The organism is Acinetobacter sp. C26M, assembly GCF_023702675.1.
Lineage (GTDB): Bacteria > Pseudomonadota > Gammaproteobacteria > Pseudomonadales > Moraxellaceae > Acinetobacter.
Genome location: NZ_CP098478.1, coordinates 1,114,333 through 1,137,524 on the forward strand (window position 1 = coordinate 1,114,333; position 23,192 = coordinate 1,137,524).

Below are 23,192 nucleotides of genomic sequence, written 5' to 3' on the forward strand. Positions count from 1 at the left end.
CATCAACTCAATTATTTTATCTACTGCTCTTTTGGTTATTAGCCAAGCTTATCTTTGCTTGAATGAGATTTTAAGAATAGCCGTAGCCATTCTTAAAACCCCTGTGATGATTATTGTGTTAAGCCTCCGCCCAATACTTTATAGAGTTCAATCTGATTGTTGAGCCGTGCCTGTTCCAGCAATAATAAACTTTGCTCAGCAGCATAATGAGAGCGTTGTGCATCCAAGACACTTAAATAACTATCAATCCCTGCACGAAAGCGGGTATTAGACAGTCTGTAGTTCCGATTGGTCGCATCGACTAAGCGCTGTTGTGCAGTAATCCGTTCATCCATATAGGCACGTGTGGCAAGGCTATCATTGACTTCTCTAAAAGCAGATTGAATGGATTTTTCATAATTCGACAGCGCGATTTGCTGCTCGATTTTTGAAATTTTGAGATTGGCCTGACGGGTGCCCCAGTCAAAGATCGGTAGATCCAGACTAGGGCTAATCGACCAGATGCCATTGCCTGATTTAAATAGATCACTGAGTTGAGTCGATGCATAGCCCGCTGAGCCTGTTAATCGAATACTAGGAAATAAAGCTGCTTTGGCAACCGCAATATTGGCACCTGCTTCGTGCAATTGATATTCAGCAAGTTTAAGATCAGGACGATTATTCAGTAAATCACTGCTTAAACCTGTACTTAAAACTGCGTTGGTGCTGATGTTTTTAATCGGTTGTTGTGGCAAGAGATCTACAGGAAGCTGTTGACCGACCAACAGATTAAGTAAATTCTGCGCCTGTAGCAACTGCGTTTGGTAGTTGGCTGTATCGTGACGTGCCGTTTCGACCGAGATCTGTGCCTGACGCAAGGGAATTTCACTGTCGGTGCCTGCATCGAAACGTTTTTGATTGAGCTGATAGGCATTCAATTGTGTCGCAAGCGTTTGTTGGGCAAGTTTTAACTGTGCATGGGCAAAGGCATAATCCAACCAAGCTTGGCTGGCTTGACTGACCAAACTGATTTGCATGGCATCACGCGCACTTTGGGTCGCCAAATAACGATCTAGTGCTGCATCTTTCAGATTGCGAACCCGTCCCCAAAAATCCAGCTCATAAGCCGTCAAGCCGAGACCAACTTGCAAGCTTGAACGGGGGTTATTGGGATCAAGGGTGGGGGAGACTTGGCGAAGCAGCTCTGCACGACCAGCAATCATCGGAAACTGATCATTTTTCCTGATCTGATAATATTGCTGTGCCCGTTGAATATTCAGGCTTGCACTGCGTAAATCACGATTATGACTGAGGGCTAGCTCAATCACTTGCACTAAACGCGGATCAGCAAGAAACTGCTGATAGCCTTGGTGGGCAATGGAATTGCCTTGAATTGGATGGTCATAACTGTTCGGAATATCGGCACTGACGATCGGTGGTTGTGGTCTAAGATTTTGGCAGCCACTCAGTGATATGGCCAAAGCCGCCATGATGAGCCCAGTGCTTATCATTTGCTTGTATGACTGATGCTGAGATGTTTTGGCTAAGACTTGATTGTTATTCATGCTTGAGACTCCATCGCATCAATTTTCTGTAGTTCCTGTACACGAGCCGAACTTTGGTTATGTTGACGTGCCAGCAGACTATAAATGGTGGGCAATACAAACAGGGTGAAGAATGTGCCAATCAACATACCGCATACAATCACCAGCCCAAGACCAAAACGGCTATGTGCGCCCGCACCTGTCGCAAACAGCAGTGGAATAAGTCCAAACACCATCGCCGCCGTGGTCATCAGAATCGGGCGTAAGCGAATTTGTGCCGCTTTAAGAATGGCGGCCTGTTTATTTAGCCCTTCATGCAGTTGCAACTCATTGGCAAATTCAACCATCAGGATGCCATGCTTACTAATCAAACCGATCAGGGTGACCAGACCAATTTGGGTATAGATATTGACCGTGGCATAACCGAGTGCCAAAGGAATCAAGGCACCGCAAATCGATAGGGGCACAGTAATTAAGATAATGAACGGGTCGACCAGACTTTCATATTGCGCGGCCAAGACCAGATAAATCACCACCAATGCAGCCAAAAATGCAAACAACAGGGTATTGCCTTCCTGCATATATTGGCGGGCATCGGCTTGCCAGTCATGGCTGAAACCTGTCGGTAACTCAGCCGTGACTTGTTCAAGGAACGCTAAGGCTTGGCCTAAAGAAACACCAGGCGCGGGTATGGCTTGGAAGGTTGCAGCATTCTGCTGATTAAACTGCGTGAGTTTATTTGGCTCGACCTGTTCATTCAGATGGACGATAGTAGACAATGGAATCAACGTCCCCTGATCGGTGCGTACAAATTGCTGGGTCAATGCTTGTGGGGTCAGGCGCTGACTTTTGATACTTTGTGGAATCACATCATAAGCACGGCCCAGCATACTGAAACGATTGACATAGTTTTCACCCACAAGGGTCGCCAGTGCCTCGCCAATATCCTGCATCCGAATGCCCAAGCTATTGGCTTTGGCGCGATCAACTTCAATTTTCAGCATTGGATTATTGAAATCTAGATCACTGTCTACCACCACAAATAGACCACTCTCACGGGCTTTTTGTTTGATATTTTCCATGGTCTGATAAATGGTGGCGTAGTCTTGCGCACTACGCAGCACCATCTGTACTGGCAAGCCGCCTGTCGAACCAGGCAAAGCTGGATTTTGGAACACAAAAATACTAGTACCTTCTACAGCACCCACCTTGGCTTGTAGTTCCTGTTGCAGATCATCTGCAGAGCGCGTACGTTCAGCCCAACTGGATAAGGTGGTACCGCCAAAACTGGCTGCTGAGCCATCCGTACCATTAATAATCCATGTGGTGCTAGTTTCAGGCAGCGTCCAGAACACTTTATCCAACTCATAGTTGAAGTGTTCGGCATAGTTTAAGTTGGCATGTTGTGGTGCCTTGATCGCGGTCAGCACACTGGCTTGGTCTTCTAGCGGCGCCAATTCTTTTTGTGGGAGTTGATACAGAAAAGGCAAACTGGCAAAAACAGCAACTGCAAAAACCACAGTGATCCAGCGATGCTGCAATGAAAATTGCAATAGGTTATGGTAAACGTGGGTTAAACGTTCAAAAAACCATTCAGCAGCTTTAGCCATTCGACCTTCTTCCTGCTTGGATTGCAGCAGGTAAGAACTCATCACAGGGGAGAGGGTGAGGGCAATAATCCCTGAGACTAAAACCGCTCCTGCTAAGGTCAGTGCAAACTCTTTAAATAATGAACCTGTTAATCCACCCATTAAACCAATCGGTGCATAGACGGCAGCAAGGGTAATGGTCATGGCAATCACGGGGCCTGCGACTTCACGTGCGCCCACCAGTGCAGCAGCAATAGGTGACAAGCCTTCTTCAATATGACGGTGTACATTTTCCACCACCACAATGGCATCATCCACCACCAATCCAATTGCCAGTACCATGGCCAGCAAGGTCAGTAAGTTAATGCTAAAGCCAAAAATCAGCATCAAGCCTAAAGCGCCCAGCATTGACAGTGGAATCGTTACTACAGGAATCAAGACACTACGGAGTGAACCTAGGCACAGATAGATCACGGCAATCACAATGATCAGGGCTTCGATAAAGGTATGTAGTACTTCATCAATCGAGGCATCAATAAAGCGAGCGGTTTCATAGGCCAGATTGGCTTTAACACTCGGGGGTAAGGTTTTCTGTATCTCAGGCAATTTATCCTTAATACCTTGAACAATGACGAGTGGATTACCTGTTGGAGTCGCCTGTAAACCAATAAAAATTGCGGGTTGCCCATCCATTGAGGCACTGGTTTCGGTAGATGCTGCACCGAGTTCAACGGTGGCTACATCCTGCAAATGAATCAGGTTCTGCCCATCATTACTGATCACCAGATTTTTAAAGTCCTGAATACTGGTCAGCTCGGTTGACACATTGACATTGGAAACCACCAACTCACCTTTGATTTGACCAGGCGCAGCTTGGTAGTTGTTTTGACGAATCGCACTGGCGACATCGGCAGCAGTCACACCCCGACTGGCCAAACGGTCTGCATCTAGCCAGATCCGCATGGCAAGGCGTTGGCTACCATAGGTTTGAACTTTTGCCACGCCTTCAATGGTTGACAGCATCGGTTCAACTACCCGTGACAGATAGTCGGTTAGCTCGGGCATAGACAGCTGTTCACTGGAAAAGCCAATATACGCTACGTCGGTCGATTCGCCTGAAGAGCGTTCAATTACAGGGTCAAATGCCTGTTCAGGCAATTTGTAGCGAACTTGGTTGACCTTGGCCATGACTTCGGTCAGGGCTTGAGTGGAGTCTCGGTTGAGTTGCATGCGCAAGGTTATGACACTGCGGCCTTGCACTGAGGAAGAGCTGAGATAATCAATGCCCTCAACAGAAGAGACCGCTTGTGCAATCGGTTGCGTGACAAAACCTTGCATCAGTTCAGCCGATGCACCTGGGTATTCTGTGCTGATACTGATGGTTGAACTTTCTAATAAGGGGTATTGGCGAATTGGTAATTTATTCAGTGAAAATAAACCTGCTAATAAAATCAGGGTACTTACAACCAGCGCCAATACGGGACGTTTCACAAAAAGATCGGTAAATTTCATCTGCGTTTCTCCCTAAACCTTTGTCTTGGTTTTGGAAGATTGGGCTTGTTCCAAGCTATTCGTCGTTGGCTCGATTTGCATGCCATCACTGAGACGAACTTGACCAGAAACCACCACTTGGTCACCTGCTTTAATACCCGATTGCACTTCAACCCAACCTTGATAACGCTCGCCGAGTTCGACCGCAACACGTTGTACAGTTTGTTTCTGTTGATCATGTTTCACTAGAAAAACAGTATTGCCATAGGCGGTATAAGTAATTGCAGTTTCAGGTATGACTAAGCTGGGGAGGTTGGCTTCCTGTATGTCCAGTTTTGCATACATGCCTGGTTTTAACTGTTGATGCTGATTATTGAGCAGTGCCTGTCCTGTCATGGTTCTAGATTTACTCACCATTGGATCAATCGCATTCACTACGGCAGAGAAACTTTGTTCAGGAAAGGCATCTATTTTTAATTGAACGGCTTGGCCTGTTTTTAATCTTGCAGCTAGTTGTTCATTCAGTGTGAAATTGGCAAGTAGTTGCTGTGTATCGACCAGATTGGCAATACTGGTGCCTGCTTCAAGATATTGCCCCTGATGAACTTGGCGAATCCCGATCACACCAGAGAAGGGAGCGCGAATGGATTTTTGTTCAATCTGGGCTTGCAGTTGCTGGATTTCAGCACGGGTCATATCCCTGTCGGCCAATGCTGTATCTAGTTCAGCACGTGAAATCGCATTGCTATCAATCAGTTGTTTGGTGCGGTGATAGGTCATTTCTGCCTGTTTCAGCTTGGCTTGTAGCCGCCCTAAATTGCCTTGTTCTACATTGGTTTTCAGTTGAACCAGTAATTGTCCTTTTTTGACGTATTGCCCTGATTGAAAATAAATCTGTTCAATCACACCAGTACTCTCAGCAGAGACTTGAACTTGTCGTATCGCTTCCAACTCACCAATACTGGACAGAATACGGGGCGTGACTTGTTGCTTGACTGTTGTTAGTGCGACCTTGACAGGGGGATAACTATAGCTGGATGAATGATCTGCTGAGCGGGATTTAAAAAAAACATAAGCAGCTACAGCAATAAATATTAAAATACTGATAATCAAAAAAATACGCAGTTTTGTGTTCATGCGATTACTCCGACTTCTTGCAGCTGCTGACGAAAGTGGCTGGCAATTGCAGTACCGATTAAGCCACCAATCACTGAAATGTGTTCAAGTGCAAAATAAAGCGAGATTTGTGCTTGTAGCCCTGACATGTTCCAAAAGGTATGTACCAATACAATCGTAATCACTAAAAATACAGAGAGCAGTGCAGCGCCTAACCAAATGTAGCGATCAAACAAAATACTGTATGCACCCACAAGTAAAATCAGCGCTGAGGCATAGTTAAATAACCATGTAGGCTCTAAACCAGCTGCGTGCATTTCTTGAAATCCTGTTTCCACATCAAGCACTTTGCTGAGACCTGAGCTAAAAAATAACAGTGCTAGACAACACCTGCTAATGATCCATAACCATTGGCTTTCCAAACTTAATTTAATGAAGTACGGCATAGGCGTATTTCCTGAGTAGATGCAGACAGACTGCTGAAAAACATTAAAAATGAATTGCTTATTTGCATTTAATAATGCAGTGGTATGCAGTCTAGAACCTCAAGTTATGTTGAGGTCAATGGGGAAGCTAGAAAATTAAAGATCAGAAAAGCTCATGTTCAGAAGCAGAAAGGGCATAATTTCTGTCGATACTTCTGGGACTTTTTATCAATTTGATGTTGAGTAAATGGCTAATTTTTGAATCATGATGCGAGGCTTTAAATTGACAAATTGCTTTGCCATCAACTATAAAACCTAAAGTAATCTTGAGATATTGAACGCATGACACTCGAACGAAAAATTGATATCAATCGGATGCTGACGGTTGGGGAAGTGGCTAAACGAAGTGGTGTCGCTGTTTCAACTTTGCATTTTTACGAGTCCAAAGGACTGATTAAAAGTATTCGTACTAATGGCAATCAACGTCGTTATCCTTTGTCTGTGCTGCGCTATATCGGAATTATTAAAGTCGCACAAAAAGTTGGAATTTCATTGGAAGAAATTAAAAAAGCGTTGAGTGTTTACCCAATAGGTAGCAAGTTAACGGCCGAACAGTGGGCTGAACTATCCACTTGTTGGCGCAAAGACTTAGATGAACGTATTCAAAAGCTGACTCGTTTAAGAGATGAAATGGACTGGTGTATTGGCTGCGGGTGTTTGTCTTTGGAACAATGTCGTTTACGTAATCCAGAAGATATCTTGGCAGAGCTGGGCTCAGGCCCCCGTATTTTAGAACGCGAGGATGATTCAATAATAAATTTAAACAATTGAAAAATAATAATTAACATGATTTTAAGTTGGAAGGATACGCTTTATATCGACTACAGAAAGTATAAGTGGAAATTTTTTTAACTGAGCTCCTGTCCTGAATCGACGTACATTGCTGTTTCGACGGGTTTAATTATCATTTTGAGCTATTGATGATTCGTTTTCCTTTTTTGCCCAAAAGATCAAATAAATATTAAGCAATTGTGAATTCTGCATTTATTTTTGTAGTGATATTGATAATAATAATGATTCTTATTTAATTAATTGTAGCATTATGAACAATCAGCTTAGACAATCTGCTTTAAATATTGCGATAAAATCGATTCTTATTTTCGGGGCATTCTCACATCACGCTTTTGCGCAAGAACAGGGCGCAAGCGTACTCCCAACCATTAAGGTTGCAGCCGATGATGAAAAAACGGAAGGTAGTGAAAGCTTCCAAGCAAAATCATCTCGTACGTCCTCCAAGTTAAAACTTTCCTTAAAAGAAACACCACAATCAGTCAGTGTCATTACGCGTGAACAGATTGAGCAACGTAATCTCAATATTATTGATGATGTACTTGCAGCCACCCCAGGTGTTACGGTCACTAAAAACGATAGTGAACGCTCAAATTATTCTGCGCGAGGCTATGCGATTAGCAATCGTCAAATTGATGGCATGCCAATTGGAGAGAATAGCCCACGTGTTGATAGTTTTTTCTTTGACCGTATTGAAGTGGTGAAGGGGGCAACAGGTTTAACAGGATCTACAGGAAACCCGTCTGCAACCATCAATATGATTCGTAAACGACCTGCAAAAGAGTTGACGGGTTCGGTTGCTACGTCATTTAGTCGCTGGAATACCATTCGTAATGAGGCGGATGTTTCAATCCCTTTGACGGCTGATGGCAGTGTACGTAGCCGCGTGATGGCAGCACGACGTGAGGGTGAATCCTATATGGATTATTACTCTCTTGAAACCTTAGCAGCGATGGCGATGGTTGAAGCGGATATTACGGATCAATTAACAGGCAGTATTGGTTTTCAATATCAAGACAACCAACCACGTGGTTCAACATGGGGAACTGTACCATACTGGAATCAAGATGGTTCGCTGGCCAATTTACCGCGCAATTTCAGCTTGGCAAATCGCTGGAATACCATCAGTCAAAGTGATAAAACCGTATTTGCTGATTTGACCTATAAATTTGATAACAACTGGATGATTAAGGCAGCTGCTTCACATTCATTGTCCAAAAGTTTTTGGCTGATGTCTTATGGTGGCTCTGGTTTTCCTAATCAAAATGATGGAACTGGCGTTGGGGTTTGGTCAACAGTGTATCCAACATCTGAATCTAAAAAGACCAGCTTAGAGTTGTTTGCCAGTGGACCGTTTAAATTATTTAATCGTGAGCATGAGTTGGTCATAGGTGGAAATGGCTTTGATCGTTCTACGGACAGCCCGGGTGGATTTATTGATGGTATTGCCAGTAATCAATTGACTTGTACCAAGAAAGTGAACAACGTAACACAACCTTCTAATAATATTGGTGATACTTGTGTGATCAATGATTGGCGGACATGGGATGGTAATACAACGCCTAAACCTGGCTACACCGTTACCCCTTCGACTAAAGATGCAAAACAGCGTAATTATGGTGCATACAGCACCTTAAAGCTAAACCTGACAGATGATCTAAAATTGATTGTAGGGGGGCGTTATAGTGATTATTCAGCCACCAATGGTACGAAGAGTGATGTGAAAACCGATGCTTTTACGCCTTATTTCGGTACCACTTATGCGATCAACGATATTGTAACTGCCTATGCCAGTTATACCGATATGTTTAATCCAAGCAGCCAAAAAGACCGTAATAACAGTTTCTTAGAACCTGAAACAGGTAAAAGCTATGAGGCAGGTCTAAAAGCCAGTTTATTGGATGACCAACTTTTGGCAACTGCTGCTGCGTTCTGGTCGAAAAAAGAGAATGTTGCAATTCGTGATGAAGAGGCGATTGCAGCAGGCATAACTAAAACAGATGATGGTGGAGAGCCAATGAAAGCTTCGGGTGAGGGGTTGAAAATTGAAGGCTTTGAGCTGGAAGCAATTGGACGAATTACACCGACGTGGAATATTACTGCGGGTTATACCTATGTGAACAGCATAAGTTCAGAAACCGTAAAGGCTTCAACAACCCTTCCTCAGAATCAAGTCAAAATCTACACCAACTTCAAACTCCCTGAACAGCTATGGGACGGTGCCAACAAATTCAATATTGGTTTTGGTGTGAATTGGCAAAGTGAGGTGGTGAGTAAATCGAGCAGTGCACCTAAAAACTCAGATGGCTATGTACGACAAGATGCTTACTTCTTGGCAAGTGCCAATATGGGATATACCTTCAATGAATCATTCAGTGCAAACTTACAAGTGAATAATTTATTTGATGAAAAATATTATCAACAGGTCGGTTTCTACAATGGCGTTTATTGGGGCGAGCCACGTAACGTAACTTTATCACTGCGTGCAAGATTCTAAGCAAGACAACAATAGGAATTTGTGCAAATAAAAATCAAGGCATATCGATCAGAATATGCCTTGATTAAAAATAATAAAAATGAATTGAGTAGAATTCTCTTCTTTGTTCGGGTCACATTAACTTGATCGGGAATTCATCATTAGATTAAAACAAGCACTATCATTTTTTTGTTTCAAGCAAGGCTAATGTTCCAATAATTAAAGCCTGCATACTGTCCATAAATTCGGCTTCCATTTCTGCTTCTTCACTGGCTCGGTCTGGTGCTTGAGTGGGTTCTTTCCCTGCCACCGTATAGATCGTATCCGCCACAGCAATACAATGAAAGGCGATGGTGGAATTGAGCCAACGGGCTTGATCAAGCGACAACGAGTAGGCTTGAGCAACGACTTGATGATGCGTGCCAATTTTAGCCACCATTGATGGGGTAGAAGCCATTCTGCGAATTAAGTAAGGCGTCAGACCCGGGTTTGACTTTACTAATTCACGAATAGAGTGCATGAATTCAAGCAGATAATCTTTGAGTGGTACAGCACGGGTTGCAGATGGTAACGGGATTTCCCATCGTGTGAAAATCTCTTCAGCAATCATGTACTTGAGTTCTTCAAGGCTGGAAATGTGTTTGTACAACGCCATATGGCTGATTCCCAAAGCCGCTGCAACGCCAACAAAAGTGATGTTGAGTAAACCGATCTCAATACCTGCATTCATGATGCGCTCATGTGTAATTGTCCGTGGGCGTCCGCGTGCGGGAGATTTGCTGAGAGAGGCCATCTGTATTCCATAAAATTCAATTTTTTCATGTTGCCATGACATTGCTAGGGGGTCAAATCGTTTACTTTATTGAATTAGTTTACTACAATGCAACTAAATCTATTGATATTAATTCTCATTTGTATTTATGGGTGATTGCCGCTTGTTGGTATGAAAGATGAGCAGCAAAGCTTGAATGAAAAAATGAGCAAACACAGGATTGATGCTGTTATGTGTGCAAGTCGTGTAGAACAAGGTCGGCTCCAAGATTCCAATCCTTTAAATTTCATATTAAAGCCAATACGTGGGTATTTAGTTTTAGCCTCATTGACTGCAGTGCTAGGGGCGATGTTAAGTTTGCTTCCTGTGATCGGTGTTGTTTATCTGGTCAAAGCACTTTCAGTCGATATCAGTATTTTAGAGACAGGACAAATCACTGCCGATACCGTCACTTGGGTTGTGATGGGAATATGCTGTTTGTTAATCGGTATGTTGTTGATCACGCTCAGTGAGTTTATTGCCCATTTGGCTGACCATAAAATTACCGGTTTATTGACCCAAAAAATTACCAAACGGTTGACTCAAGTTCCGCTGGGTTGGTTTACAAGTCGAAACTCTGGCGAAGTAAAACAACTGATGCAGGATGATATTGGTCTACTACATAGTTTAACGGCACATTTTTTCCCAGCATTTGGTCGAGCCATCGGCACGATTTTAATCGCTGCCATTTTTCTATTCATGATGGATTGGCGTATGGCTGTTTTGGCTTTATTGCCATTTGTGGGCTTTTTCCTTTTTTTACGCAAAGCATTACATGCCAGTGAAAGTAATATTCAGGAGTTTGCAACGCAACTTGGGCATATTAATAGTGCTGCGGTTGAGTTTATTCATGCAATTCCGATTGTAAAAACATTTGGCCAGACGGGGCAGGCTTCTGCATCTTATCAACAAGCTGTGTATTCATTTGCTCAGGCATTTAAATCCTTTACTCGTCCACTCGTAAAGTCTATGGCACATGCGCACGCACTCATTTCACCGATTACCATTTTGGGTGTTGTTTTGATTGGTGCTGCTTTATTCAGTTATTTAGGCTGGTCACATCCGCTTGATGTATTACCTTTTGTATTGGTCGCACCCGCAATTTCTGCGCCTGTGCTATTGCTGCATACCTTGTTGCATGATGTACATGCCAGTCAGGGGGCGGCACAGAGGGTATTAACACTATTAAAAACACCTATATTAGACGTTGTTTCACCGCAGCAATTATTACCAATTCAAGACAGTCAGATTTGTTTTAATCAGGTCAGCTATGCCTATGATGCAAAGCATCCTGTGGTTTCTCAGCTGAATTTTTCGCTTCAGCCTAACACTGTTACCGCAATTGTTGGGCCTTCTGGGGCTGGGAAATCAACCATTGCCCAATTGCTATTACGATTTTTTGACCCAACTGAAGGGCATATCACATTGGGTGGTATTGATCTTCGGGAAATTGCGCCCTCTGTGCTGTATCAGCATATTGGCTTTGTGTTACAGGACACGCGACTGATCCATGCCAGTATCGCTGAGAATATTGCACTTGGGCGCTCGACTGCGACTCAGGCAGAAATTGAGCAGGCTGCAAAAGCTGCAAATGTGCATCAACGTATTATGGCTGAAGCTAAACAATATGCTGCGATTGTGGGTGACGATATTCAGTTATCGGGTGGTGAACGGCAAAGAATCGCGATTGCTCGGGCAATCTTGTTGAATTCACCAGTACTGGTTTTAGATGAGGCAACAGCGGCAGCAGATGTCGAAAATGAAATTGCCATTCAGGAGGCACTTGCAGTTCTGGCACAAGGGCGAACGGTTTTAGTGATTGCACATCGTTTGAATACGATTATGCATGCGGATCAGATTATTGTGCTTGATCAAGGCAAAGTGATTGAACATGGAACACATACCGCACTGTTAAACAACCGAGCCTTGTATGCCCAATTATGGTCACATACTGAAAAACATGCCTCAGGCTTACAAGGAGTAGAGACATGCTAAAAACCTTTACTCGATTATTGGGCGATGACATAGCTGTTTTTTATCGTTACATCAGCATCACCGTGTTCTATGGTCTGATTTGTGGTGTGAGCATTCTGCTATTGGCCTTTATCTTGTCACAATTATTACTCGGACAGTTTGATCAAATTATGCTGTGGCTGAGTGTATTGGTGATCACTGTCATTCTCTGTTGGTTGCTCCGACGGATTGTAGAGCAGATGGGTATACGGGTGGGGATTGCCGTTTTAGAACGTGCGCGTTTAGGTCTTGGCAACCATGTCGCTGGCTTAGCGGTAGGGTGGTTTAATCCGCAAAATACAGCAAGCTTTAATCATCTGGTGACGCAGGGCATGATGTCTGTAGCGCAACTGCCTGCACACGTTTTTACCCCCTTAATTACAGGCGTAGTTACGCCACTGATTATTGTTATTGCTTTATTGCTGACTCATAGCCTGCTTGGATTGATCGCACTCATTGCAATTCCGATTATGGTCGCGGTGTTCTGGTTGAGTTCGAAAATTGCGCATCATAGCGATCAGGTTTATCAACAAAGATTTGCTGAAACAAGTCAACGGATGGTGGAGTTTGCACAGGCTCAATCGGTTTTCCGTGCTTTTAATGGAGAAGGCGATAGCCAGCGTTTTTTAGACGATGCAATCAGGCAGCAACGTCGCTCAGGTCTAAAACTCATCATATTGTCATCCTGTGCAGCCGTTTTAAATATCTGGGTGATTCAAGCTGTGTTCATCTTGATGTTGATGACGGTTGTATTCTGGTTGCCTTTTCAAGCCGTTGATACCACCACCGTGGCTGCATTTGCCAGTCTGGGTGTTTCTTTATTATTGATTTGCCGATTTGTTGATGCCTTGCTTGAGGTTGCTGGTTATAGCGAGGTTTTACGTCATGCCAAGAGCCAACTTGCGGCAATACAAGCTATTTTTAACGAACATCCCTTGCACGAATCCCAAGCTGTTCAACCCTTGTGTGATCACTCGATAGAATTTAAAGATGTCTATTTCCGCTATCAAGATGATCAGCCTTATGTATTGCAAGGCGTAGATTTACGAGTTGCATCTGGCAGTATGACCGCACTGATTGGGGCATCAGGTTCAGGTAAAACCAGCTTAACTAAATTGGTTGCTCGTTTCTTTGATGCAAACCGAGGACAGGTTCTGGTTGGTGGTGTTGATGTAAAGCAACTGCCTTATACGCAGTTGATAGGGCAGATCAGTCAGATTTTCCAAGAAAATTATTTGTTTGCTGGCAGTATCGGAGAGAACATTCGGATGGGTAACTCGAATGCAACAGATGATCAAGTCATGCAGGTGGTTGAGCAGGTGGGAATCGCAGAAATGCTTGCCCGTTTGCCTGAGGGGCTTAACACGCTGGTTGGTGAGGGTGGTGTACGCTTATCTGGCGGTGAAAGACAACGGATTGCGATTGCCCGTGCTTTGATTAAGGATGCGCCTATTCTCTTGGTCGATGAAGCGACAGCAGCTTTAGATCCTGAAAATCAGGCCATTATCTGTGAGTTGTTGAATCAGCTACGTGGTCAAAAAACCATTTTGGTGATTGCACATCAGTTGGCAACAATCGCTGCTGCAGATCAGATTATTGTGTTGGATCAGGGGCAAGTCGTTGAGCAAGGGACCCCTCAACAATTACGTTTGATGCAGGGGCATTATTCACGTTATTTGCAACAAAGCCAGATGATTAAAGGGTGGCAGATTGGACAAGCCCCTCAAGTTGCGAGACAACTGCAATGCCCTTGATTTTAGTGATTAGCTTTTGTCTGCTGTGCATCCTTTCACTTTTGATTGGTGCTCAGCAGCTAGAGTGGTCAGCATTGTTTAGCCAGTCTAGTGATGTTTGGCTGACCTTGACTGCGAGTCGAATTCCTCGCTTGCTTGCCATTATTTTGACTGGGGTTGGTCTATCGATCTGCGGTGTAATTTTGCAGCATATTGTGCGTAATCGCTTTGTTGAACCTGGTACAACTGGAGGGTTGGATGCAGCAAAGCTCGGCATTCTGATCTCCTTAACACTAATTCCAACAGCAACGCTCATTACGAAAATGATTTTTGCAATGTTGTTTTGCTTGTTGGCCAGTGTACTTTTTATCGCAATCATCCGTGGTATTCGATTTCGAAACACCGTATTGATTCCAGTTATTGGTTTGATCTATGGCAGTGTTCTGAGTGCATTGGCCGAATTCTATGCTTATCAAAATAATATTCTACAAAGCATGCAAGCTTGGCTACTCGGTGATTTTTCCCGTGTAGTACAAGGCCATTATGAAATCATTTTCATTATCTTTCCTGTAGTCATATTGACCTATGTCTTTGCACATCGTTTGACAGTGCTTGGTATGGGCGAGGAGATGGCGACGAGCCTTGGCCTTGGTTATGCAAGCACGGTCACAATCGGTTTGCTTTTGGTGGCAATTACCATTTCCGTCACGGTTATCACCGTCGGTGCCATTCCTTTTGTTGGCTTGGTGATTCCAAATCTGGTGGCATTGAAATATGGAGAGAATCTTGCCAAAACATTGCCTATCGTGGCCCTGAGTGGCGCTTGTTTACTGCTCTTTTGCGACATTATTGGACGCAGCCTTCTCTATCCATTTGAAGTCCCGATTGGGCTGACCGCTGGCGGTGTCGGGGGGCTGGTCTTTCTCATATTGATTTTGAGAGGGCTTCGCACATGAACAACAATACAAAGTTGGGTTTGATTATTTTCGTAGCGATTGGATTGGCGATTGGATTTGTGTTTATGGGTTCAGGTTTTGATTTTGACCATGTTATTCCTAAACGTCTGTTACGGTTGGCTACGATTATATTGGGCGGCATCTGTGTTGCATTTTCCTCGATTATATTTCAGACCCTCGTCGGTAACCGTATTTTGACGCCCTCCATTATGGGTTATGAAGCAGTTTACTTATTGTGGCAGGTCATGCTGCTGTTTCTGATGGGAACGCAAACACTGCCTTGGTTTGGGGTAGAGGGGCATTTTTTTGTCTCGATCTTGGTCATGCTGCTTTATTCATGGCTGATACATCGATATCTATTGACACGTGAGCAGATGGATGTGTTTCAGCTGTTGCTGATCGGCTTGGTATTGACCATGGTGATGGGCACTGCAACACAGTTTGTTCAGCTCAAAATCAGCCCCGGAGAATTCTCAGTTTTCCAAGCGTTAAGTTATGCCTCATTTAATCGTGTACAGCCCACGACACTGATTTATGCTACCCCAATTGTATTGGTGATCTTTTTATTATTACGCAAAAGGTTAGCAATTTTAGATGTCTTGGTTTTGGGGCGCGAACAAGCGATTTCTTTAGGAATTGATCATCATCAAGCGATGCAATTTTATCTGGCATTGATTGCTTTATTGCTTGCAATTTCGACCAGTTTAATTGGTCCTACCGCATTTATGGGCGTGTTTATTGCCAACACAGCCTATGCGCTTGTCGGCAATCTCAAGCATAAATTTAGTTTGGCAGTGGGATGTGTCATTGCGATTAGCATCTTTCTTGTAGCTCAGATTTTGGTTGAGCATGTTTTTAATTACAAAACCACGGTCAGTATTTTGGTCAATCTGGTCTGCGGTATTTATTTTCTAACACTGATGCTTCGTGCCAGAGGTTTGACATGATTAAAATTCACAACCTGCATAAATCGTATGGCAATAAGTCTGTCATTACCAACCTCAATCTTGAATTCCCCTCACAACAAATCACCTCATTGATCGGTCCGAATGGTGCAGGTAAATCAACTTTACTGATGATGATGGCTCGTTTATCTAGGGCTGATCATGGCGAGATCCTGTTTAAGCAGAAAAACATTGCAGAGATCAAGATTGCAGAATATGCCAAGCATGTTGCCACGCTGCGTCAATCACCTGATTTTAAGTTGCGAATGACAGTTGAAGAATTAGTGGCATATGGCCGATTTCCATATAGCCACGGCAAGCTGACAGCAACAGACCAAGATCTGGTTAATGCGGCGATTCAATTTTTAAACTTGGAAGCACTACGCAGCTCTTATCTGGATGAATTGAGTGGTGGACAGCGACAGATGGCTTTTTTAGCCATGACCATTGCGCAGCAAACCGATGTTCTGCTTTTAGATGAACCTTTAAATAATTTAGATATGAAACATGCGGTTCAGATCATGCAAGCCTTGCGACGTTTGTGTGACGAGCAGGGGCGTACGATTATTTTAGTCATACATGACATCAATTTTGCAGCCAATTATTCAGATCATATTGTCGCATTAAAACACGGCAATCTTCATTTTAGCGGTCCAACTCAACAAGTGATGACAGAACAGCGCTTAAGTGATCTGTATGAACTTGATTTTGAAATTAGCAACAGCACACGCGGCTATATGTGCAATTACTTCAACTCAGCTGGAGTTTGAAAATATGAAAAGGAATATCAAATTATGGGGGCTGGCAGGTGCAGTGAGTGCTGCAATTCTACTGTCAGCATGTCATCCACCACCGACAGCATCATCTCAGACTGAACAAAAACGGGAAGCCCCGATTCTTGTCAAACATCAATTAGGTACAACACGGATTGAGTATTATCCGCAACGTGTTGCAGTGCTGGATATGAATGAAGCCGATTTTCTCGATCAGCTTGCGGTTCCGATTGCAGGCATGCCCAAAGATTTTATCCCGCATTTTCTGCAAAAGTATCGGGATCAACACAATGTGCAAGATCTAGGGTCAATTGTGCAGCCCAATATGGAGCGGATTTATACGCTTAAACCCGACCTTATACTAATGACGCCATTGCAAGCAGATAAGTATAAAGAACTGAGTGAAATTGCTCCGACACTGCACTATGACATTAATTTTAATAATAGCCAGCAGCATCATATTGAAATGATTAAAGCTCATTTACAGACGTTGGGGCAGATTTTTAATAAACAGGAATTGGCGGCTGAAAAAGTTGCTGAATTAGATGCCAAAGTTGCACAAGTACGCACAATAACCGCGGATCGACCTGAAAAAGCCTTGGTGGTTTTACATAACAATGGCGCATTTAGTAATTTTGGGGTGCAGTCACGTTATGGCTTTGTCTTTAATGCTTTGGGGGTAAAGCCTGCCAGTACAGTGGCTGATACCAGTTTGCATGGACAGCCGATTTCCAGTGAGTTTATTAAACAGGCTGATCCCGACATTCTATTTATTGTAGATCGAACTGCGGTGATGGAACATCGAGCCACGATCAATGCAGACAATGTTAGTAACCCCTTATTACGTCAAACCAAAGCATGGAAAACTGGAAAAGTCATTTTTGTAGATGCCGATGCTTGGTACACCACGGCCGCGAGTCCGACCGCGATGCATATCTTGATCGATGATGTGATCAAAGGATATCAACCATGAGGCAATAATTTAACGCATCCCATTGCGAGGCTTGCTTCAGTCTAAAGCCTAAACCACCGATTGAAATCTTCTTGATGAACATACTTTTTAATCAAAAAAAGTGTGTGGTCTAAAGTCATGCTCAAAAAAAGCCAAAGGAGCTTAAAACCATGAAAAATTCAATGCCTTACCCAAGTATCCGTATATCTAAACAACGTAGAAATGATCATCCTCAATTTAAATTAAAACATTTGGTTATCAGTCAAATCATGCTGGGTTTGGGACTTTTTCCATTGAACTCACTGCATGCTGAGGATTTAGAAAAAATAGCACATACAGATCAAAACATCGCGACATTAGCCACCATTCAGGTTCAGGCCGACAAAGAAAACCAGAACGATTTAGGCGGGCAAATTGCATCGCAAGGTCAGATTGGTTTTTTAGGCGATAAAAGCTTGCGGGACACCCCGTTTAGTGTCATCAGCTATACCGAGAAATATATTGCTGATCGGCAAGCACGGGATATTACCGATGTGATTGTTGCGACTGATCCTTCTGTTTATTCAACAGGTGCCTTTGGGGTTATCGCGGAAAGTTATACCATCCGAGGTTTTAACTCCAGCAGTACGCCCGCAGGTAAAGATACTGCTTTTGGAGGTCTATATGGTATTGCTCCACTTTACCGTGCATCGCCAGAAATGTTTGAACGGATCGATGTATTAAAAGGACCTTCGGCAATGTTAAATGGTATGCCACCTGGCGGGACATTGGGGGGCAATGTCAATCTTGTGCCTAAGCGGGCAACGGATACACCAATTAATCGATTGACCACAAGTTATATGTCTAATGCTCAATTTGGTGGACATTTGGATATTGGCAGACGCTTTGGCCAAGGCCAGGCATTTGGTGTTCGATTCAATGGCGTTTATCGAGATGGGGAAGGTGCTATAGATGATCAAGATAAAAAGACACAATTAATGTCTTTGGGTCTGGATTGGCGAGGTGAACAAGCGCGAATTTCAGCAGATCTGTATACCAGTCAAGATCAAAATGATGGGATTAATCGTGGTGTGACGTTGAAAACTGGGGTGAAGGTTCCCAATCCACCCAATCCTAAAACTTTATTGAATCCAACCTGGACTTTTTTTGACACCAAAGACAAGGGGCTCATGTTACGTGGGGAATATGATTTCAACCCTGAATGGATGGGATATGCCACCGCAGGCATGAGTAAGACAGAATACAGTACTTTAGGCGCAGCAAAAGGCGAAATCCAGAATGAAGCAGGAGATATCCTTTTTAATATTGCACACTTAGGTTTTGAATATGAACGCAAATCGGCAGAAGTGGGGCTACGCGGAAAGTTCAATACAGGCAATATTGGGCATGCCATATCCCTCAATGCAACACACTATCGAGAGGTTGATGATGAGTTCGGGATTCGTCAAGGTTTTAAAACTGATCGTTTAACCAATATTTATCAGCCGAATTGGGGTGCAAAGCCAGATCGAGCGGCTGTAGCTCCGATTTTTAGCAACAAAGAACGCTTAACCAGTTATGGTCTAGCCGATACCTTATCTTTTGCCCAAGACCAGCTCCAAATGACTTTAGGCATACGTCATCAGAATATCGTTACGGAAAGTTTGAACGCAAACGGAGTACGTAACCTAAATGGTCTATATGATAAAAGTGCATGGACACCCGCCGCAGCGATATTGATCAAAGCCAATCCTCATCTTTCTTTTTATGCCAACTATATTGAAGGTTTAAGTTCAGGTGGAGTTGCGTCCTCAAATTTTGAAAACTATGGTGAAATTTTTTCACCTTATAAAACCAAACAAAAAGAAGTCGGGCTTAAATTTGATGTCGAAAACTTTAGCAGTAGTTTGAGTGTATATGAAATTAAAACACCAAGTGGTTATTCGACCCCGAATCAGGACAGCAGTAAAAAGCCGATCTACTCTATTGATGGTGAGCAGAGAAATCGTGGGATTGAATGGGGATTTTGGGGAGCACCATTACAAGGGCTACGTGTGATGGGCGGTGTAACTTATATTCAACCTAAACTGACCAAAACACAAAACCCCGATGAGCTTGGCAATATGGCAACTGGTGTACCTAAGATGCAAGCAAAATTAGGTTTAGAAGGGGATATTGACTATGTACCGGGTCTGACTTTAACCGCAAATGCAATTGCTGCCTCTAAACAATATATTAATCGGATTAATACGATATCAGTCCCTAGCCGAGAGGTGTATAGCATCGGAGCACGGTATTCGACTCAAATTGCTCAGTTTCCTGTTACCTTCCGTGGGAGTGTAGAAAACCTGACCAATAAAGCCTATTGGTCGATGCCTCAATTTACCAGTTTAATGCTAGGCGCGCCACGGACATACCTATTCTCGGCATCTTTTGACTTTTAGTTAAAAAGAAGGGTTTTAGCAATTGATCGATTGCAGCATAAACTCAGCTCTTGTCGTGATTTATCTCATCAGCTTTTTAATTTGATTTAAAAAGCTGATTAATTTTTTAAAACAATGAATTATGCGTACATTGACTGAACTCAGTTATTGAGAAAGGCAGATTGATTAAAATAAACTAAACAAAAATGTGACGTAAATTGTCATAAATAGACGGTTCTGTATGGACATGAAATCGATAATTTGAGTAAAATGCGCTAAATTTAAATAGATACTCTAAAAAAAAGATGTTGAATAATATATTTCAAGCTCTAGAGAGTTTGGGGCTTACAGCACAGAAACGTGCCATTCATGCCCAGTTTTCAAATTCATCTTTGAATAGCCAAGTTTTCTTGCAACGTATTGATGGTCTGCATCAACTGAATCATGGCATTGATCTACAGTTACTTTGCCTTTCAACCAGTGCGGTCATTCCTTTAAAAAGTTTTATTGGCAGTCAAGTCGCGATTGATATTGTGACCGATAAAGCTGAACTTACACGTATTACAGGCATTATTACTCAAGCTGATGTTGGTGCGAGTGATGGTTCACTGACGATTTATCGACTTGCTGTACAAGATCCGACAGCATTATGGAAACATCGTCGTAACAGCCGTGTTTTTATGGCGAAATCAGTGGTTGATATCATCCAAACCATATTTCAAGAATGGCAGAGCAAAAGTCCATTATTTGCTGCCAGTTTAAGCTTGGATTTAACTGGCTTAAGCAAACAATATGATATCCGCCCATTTATCATGCAGAGTAATGAAACGGATTATGATTTTCTGACGCGTTTGCTGCGAAGTGAAGGGATTAACTGGCTGATTGATGAAGCACAACTTAAAGTGTCGAGTTCAAGTGAGAAAATTCAGCCACAGAAACTCCGATTAGTCGATGACAATAATCAATATAAAGCCTTAGACCGCCGTAACATTCGCTTTCATCGCAGTAGTGCCACAGAAACACAGGACAGCATCACGGCATTTGTTGCACAACGCTCACTACAACCGAGTGCAGTGCATGTACAGCGTTGGCAAGCCGATGCCTTGGAGCAAGAAGAAGGCGCAGGCAGTGTTCAGAGTAAACATCAGCATAGTGATCAACATGATAGCCAACAGCTTGCCCTAGAACAGGCATGGCATTTTTCACCTGCATGGATTCAAGATTTAAAGGGTGAAGATGGCACCACCAAAGCAGGTAATGCGCAAATTGAAAAACTGAATCAAACCTTAAGCCAATACTATGATTCACAGGCTAAACAATTTGTTGCGACATCGACTGTTCGCGATACTCAAGTGGGCTATTGGTTTGAACTGAATGAACATCCTGAAATTGATCAGCATGATGGCGCAGACAAAGAGTTTCTGATTAGCTCAAAAATGTTCTATAACCAAAATAATCTACCTAAAGATTTAACGGATCAAGTCGCAGCTTTGCTTCAACAAAGCAATTGGCAAAGCAGTCCTTTTCCGCATGCGGTCTCTGATGAGCGTCAAGCCAATCAATTGACACTGCAACGACGTAATATTGGTCTAGTTCCTGAGTATAACCCGCTACAACATCGACCTGCGACACATCCTCAACGTGCCAAAGTGGTGGGGCCAAGCGGTGACGAAATTTATGTGGATGAATGGGGACGGATTAAAGTTCGATTCCTATTTACCCGAGCCGATGACCACAGTCATGATAGTGGGGCAGGTGCCAATGACAATGATACCGACTCTGCATGGGTGGATGTACTCACACCGTGGGCAGGTGAAGGTTACGGTGCACGATTCTTGCCGAGGATTGGTGAAATCGTCGTGATCAACTTCTTTGATGGCAATATTGACCGTCCTTATGTCGTCGGGCGAATCCATGAAGCACATCGTAGTCCAACTAAATTCGATAATGCAGGTACGTTGCCAGATACCAAAAAACTGGCAGGGATCAAGTCCAAAGAATATCAAGGTGAAGGCTTTAACCAACTGCGTTTTGATGACACTACGGGTCAAATCAGTGCGCAACTGCAAAGTAGTCATGCCGCCAGCCAACTCAACTTGGGTAAACTGAGTCATCCGAAAGACAAGGCTGAAAGTGAAGATCGTGGAGAAGGCTTTGAACTACGTACTGACCAATGGGGAGCTGTGCGTGCAGGGCAAGGTTTATTGCTCAGTACTCAGAAACAGGATCAGGCACAGGGTGAGCATCTGGATGCACAGCCAGCTAAACAGCAACTTGAAGGCAACCAGAACAATGCCAAAGCTTTAAGTGAAGTTGCCAAGAATCAACAAACGGATGAAATTGAGTCTTTAGAACAGTTAAAAGCGTTTGCAGATCAAATTCAGGACAAGATCGCCAAATTTGAAAAAGCTTTATTGCTATTGAATTCACCTGCGGGGATTGGTCTGAGTACTAGTGAAGATATTCATCTTTCTGCGGATGGACAGATCAATCAGATTGCGGGCGATAGTATTAATCTGAGTACGCAAAAGAATCTGGTTGCCCATGTTCAGAACAGGATCAGCCTGTTTGCTGCACAGAATGGGATTAAGCAGGTGGCTGCGAAAGGTAAGTATGAAGTACATGCCCAGTCGGATGGAATGGATTTACTTGCCAAGCAAGGGATTCAAATTATTTCGACCGAAGACCGTATTGAAATTACCAGTCCTAAAGAAATTGTATTTACCGCACAGAGTTCGCAACTCAAGCTGAATGGTTCAGGGATTTTTCCGACCACGGGTGGCAAGTTTGAGGTGAAAGCGGGCCAGTATTTGTTTATGGGTGGGGCGAAAGCAAATTCAGTGCTACCTCATTTACCTGTGATGAATTTAAAACCTGATGATTTAGTTTTGGAGTATTTACATAGTGATGGTTCACCTGTTAAAGGTGCTGACTTTGAAGTCTTACTTTCAGATGGATCTATACGAAAAGGAAAATTAGATGCATTAGGTAAAGCTGTGGTGAGTGGTGTTCCCGCAGGCAAAGCCAAAATACAGTATGGGGAAGACCAAAGTAAGGATGAGTACCCATCTGCGGAAATAGATGATTGGTTTTTAGGTTCTGCTTCAGATAGTAGTAAAGAATAAAAATGAGAGAATAA

Annotated in this window: 15 protein-coding genes; 10 read left to right on the top strand and 5 right to left on the bottom strand. The window is 43.2% G+C overall.

Going from position 1 to position 23,192, the window contains the following annotated elements; all coding sequences use genetic code 11:
• Positions 1-110: 110 nt before the first annotated feature.
• The 4 genes from adeC to NDN11_RS05095 are packed head-to-tail and all read right to left on the bottom strand — an operon-like array spanning position 111 to position 6,165.
• Complete coding sequence (gene adeC / locus NDN11_RS05080) at positions 111-1,544, bottom strand: AdeC/AdeK/OprM family multidrug efflux complex outer membrane factor (protein ID WP_285292133.1); 1,434 nt, start codon at positions 1,542-1,544, stop codon at positions 111-113.
• A complete protein-coding gene (locus NDN11_RS05085; protein WP_251110956.1) occupies positions 1,541-4,624 on the bottom strand; it encodes a MexW/MexI family multidrug efflux RND transporter permease subunit in 3,084 nt (1,027 codons plus the stop codon). The genes adeC and NDN11_RS05085 overlap by 4 nt, the downstream gene beginning before the upstream one ends.
• Before the next feature lie 12 nt (positions 4,625-4,636).
• A complete protein-coding gene (locus tag NDN11_RS05090; protein WP_251110957.1) occupies positions 4,637-5,740 on the bottom strand; it encodes an efflux RND transporter periplasmic adaptor subunit in 1,104 nt (367 codons plus the stop codon).
• A complete protein-coding gene (locus NDN11_RS05095) occupies positions 5,737-6,165 on the bottom strand; it encodes a DoxX family protein (RefSeq protein ID WP_167248083.1) in 429 nt (142 codons plus the stop codon). Before NDN11_RS05095 ends, NDN11_RS05090 begins: the two co-directional genes overlap by 4 nt.
• Positions 6,166-6,486: 321 nt before the next feature.
• On the opposite strand from NDN11_RS05095, the gene soxR reads away from it, so the two are divergent.
• Together soxR and NDN11_RS05105 are read left to right on the top strand one after the other, a co-directional pair.
• Positions 6,487-6,975: a redox-sensitive transcriptional activator SoxR gene (gene soxR / locus NDN11_RS05100; protein WP_167248084.1), complete on the top strand. Its 489-nt coding sequence runs from the start codon at positions 6,487-6,489 to the stop codon at positions 6,973-6,975.
• Between the two features lie 271 nt (positions 6,976-7,246).
• Entirely contained in the window at positions 7,247-9,490 is a 2,244-nt protein-coding gene (locus NDN11_RS05105) for a TonB-dependent siderophore receptor (RefSeq protein WP_167248085.1), read from the top strand.
• A 160-nt stretch (positions 9,491-9,650) separates the two neighbouring features.
• On the opposite strand, the gene NDN11_RS05110 is transcribed toward NDN11_RS05105, so the two are convergent.
• Positions 9,651-10,199 carry a TetR/AcrR family transcriptional regulator gene (locus tag NDN11_RS05110; RefSeq protein ID WP_228284327.1) on the bottom strand — a complete coding sequence of 183 codons (549 nt, stop codon included), beginning with the start codon at positions 10,197-10,199 and terminating at the stop codon, positions 9,651-9,653.
• A gap of 273 nt (positions 10,200-10,472) precedes the next feature.
• Here NDN11_RS05110 and NDN11_RS05115 point away from each other — a divergent pair, with 273 nt between their 5' ends.
• The 8 genes from NDN11_RS05115 to NDN11_RS05150 all read left to right on the top strand — a co-directional run bounded on the left by NDN11_RS05115 (position 10,473) and on the right by NDN11_RS05150 (position 23,178).
• The gene (locus tag NDN11_RS05115; protein ID WP_251110958.1) at positions 10,473-12,275 is read left to right on the top strand and encodes an ABC transporter ATP-binding protein; all 1,803 of its coding nucleotides are present in this window, start codon (positions 10,473-10,475) and stop codon (positions 12,273-12,275) included.
• A complete protein-coding gene (locus tag NDN11_RS05120) occupies positions 12,269-14,047 on the top strand; it encodes an ABC transporter ATP-binding protein (RefSeq protein WP_251110959.1) in 1,779 nt (592 codons plus the stop codon). Before NDN11_RS05115 ends, NDN11_RS05120 begins: the two co-directional genes overlap by 7 nt.
• Positions 14,038-14,982: an ABC transporter permease gene (locus NDN11_RS05125; protein ID WP_251110960.1), complete on the top strand. Its 945-nt coding sequence runs from the start codon at positions 14,038-14,040 to the stop codon at positions 14,980-14,982. The genes NDN11_RS05120 and NDN11_RS05125 overlap by 10 nt, the downstream gene beginning before the upstream one ends.
• Complete coding sequence (locus NDN11_RS05130) at positions 14,979-15,929, top strand: iron chelate uptake ABC transporter family permease subunit (protein ID WP_251110961.1); 951 nt, start codon at positions 14,979-14,981, stop codon at positions 15,927-15,929. Before NDN11_RS05125 ends, NDN11_RS05130 begins: the two co-directional genes overlap by 4 nt.
• The gene (locus NDN11_RS05135) at positions 15,926-16,696 is read left to right on the top strand and encodes an iron ABC transporter ATP-binding protein (protein ID WP_251110962.1); all 771 of its coding nucleotides are present in this window, start codon (positions 15,926-15,928) and stop codon (positions 16,694-16,696) included. The genes NDN11_RS05130 and NDN11_RS05135 overlap by 4 nt, the downstream gene beginning before the upstream one ends.
• Positions 16,697-16,700: 4 nt before the next feature.
• Positions 16,701-17,672, top strand: a complete 972-nt coding sequence (locus NDN11_RS05140; RefSeq protein WP_167248090.1) for a siderophore ABC transporter substrate-binding protein — start codon at positions 16,701-16,703, stop codon at positions 17,670-17,672.
• 149 nt (positions 17,673-17,821) lie between these two features.
• The gene (locus NDN11_RS05145; RefSeq protein ID WP_251110963.1) at positions 17,822-20,074 is read left to right on the top strand and encodes a TonB-dependent receptor; all 2,253 of its coding nucleotides are present in this window, start codon (positions 17,822-17,824) and stop codon (positions 20,072-20,074) included.
• Between the two features lie 284 nt (positions 20,075-20,358).
• Complete coding sequence (locus tag NDN11_RS05150; RefSeq protein WP_251110964.1) at positions 20,359-23,178, top strand: type VI secretion system Vgr family protein; 2,820 nt, start codon at positions 20,359-20,361, stop codon at positions 23,176-23,178.
• The last annotated feature ends 14 nt before the right edge of the window (positions 23,179-23,192 follow it).